A 1,032-nucleotide genomic window follows, 5' to 3' on the forward strand; every position below is an offset into this window, starting at 1 on the left:
TCATTCTGCTCATCAGAATCCACCAACTGGTACCCAGGAAGGCTTAACGAATTAATCATCTCCCGCCTTGATCAGAAAAACAGGTAGGTGGCGTAACCGGCAATCATCGCCATAGCAAAAATGACTGCTAAAAACGCCGCTAAAAGCTTCAGCGTGAACAAAGAGCGCAACAGAATGAGCTCAGTCAGGCTGGCTCCGGCACTGCCGATGATCAACGCTAGCACCGTCCCGGCACCCACGCCTTTGGCCATCAGAGCCGCTGCCAGAGGTATGACGGCTTCAGCGCGAATATACAACGGCACGCCGATGACAGCGGCAACTGGAATGGCAAAGGGATTATCTGGGCCTGCATACTGCTCCAATAAGTCAGTGGGCATGAAACCATAGATCACGCTGCCAATCGCAATACCGATGAGCAGGTAAGGCAACACATCGATAAAGTCCGACCAAGCTTCCCGCCACACACCACTGTACTTCCCTTCTTTCTTAACCGTGACAGTGGGTTGACTGTCACAGCATTCGCTAGACGTAGAGACTGTTGTCTTCCTATCAGCCCCGCAAGAAGCCGTCTTCGGAGTGGTGTCGCAGCTGTTGGTGCCGCAACTCGATGCGGTCGATGTAGCACTGCACGGGCTTGCTGATGAACTACATCCACTGCTCTCTTGTGTCGCCGTCCGGCGCACATAACGCTCGAAGCCAAGCGTGTGAAGCAGCCATCCGGCACCTACCGCGACCACCAAAGCGGCGAGCACATAGATAGCAGTAAGTGTCCATCCAAACGTGGCAACCAGCAGGCCGACGACGATAGGATTCAGCAACGGAGATGAGAAAAGAAACACCATCATCGGCCCAAAACCGGCCCGTGCCCGAATCAACCCTTTCAACATGGGGATAGTCGAGCAACTACAGAAGGGCGTTATAGCTCCTAAACCAGCAGCAAGAAAATAGCCTCGCTTCCCACTGGAAGTCAGTAACGCTTCCACCTTGGATGGTGGGATGTGACGTTGAAGAACTCCGACCAGCAAGCTAATG

The 1,032-nt window shown here is 53.6% G+C and carries 1 protein-coding gene; it reads right to left on the reverse strand.

Going from position 1 to position 1,032, the window contains the following annotated elements:
• Positions 1–71 precede the first annotated feature (71 nt).
• On the reverse strand, positions 72–1,032 hold a 961-nt coding region (locus tag BLW68_RS20895; RefSeq protein WP_092797219.1), incomplete at its 5' end, for a permease.

The organism is Rheinheimera pacifica (assembly GCF_900108485.1).
GTDB lineage: Bacteria > Pseudomonadota > Gammaproteobacteria > Enterobacterales > Alteromonadaceae > Alishewanella > Alishewanella pacifica.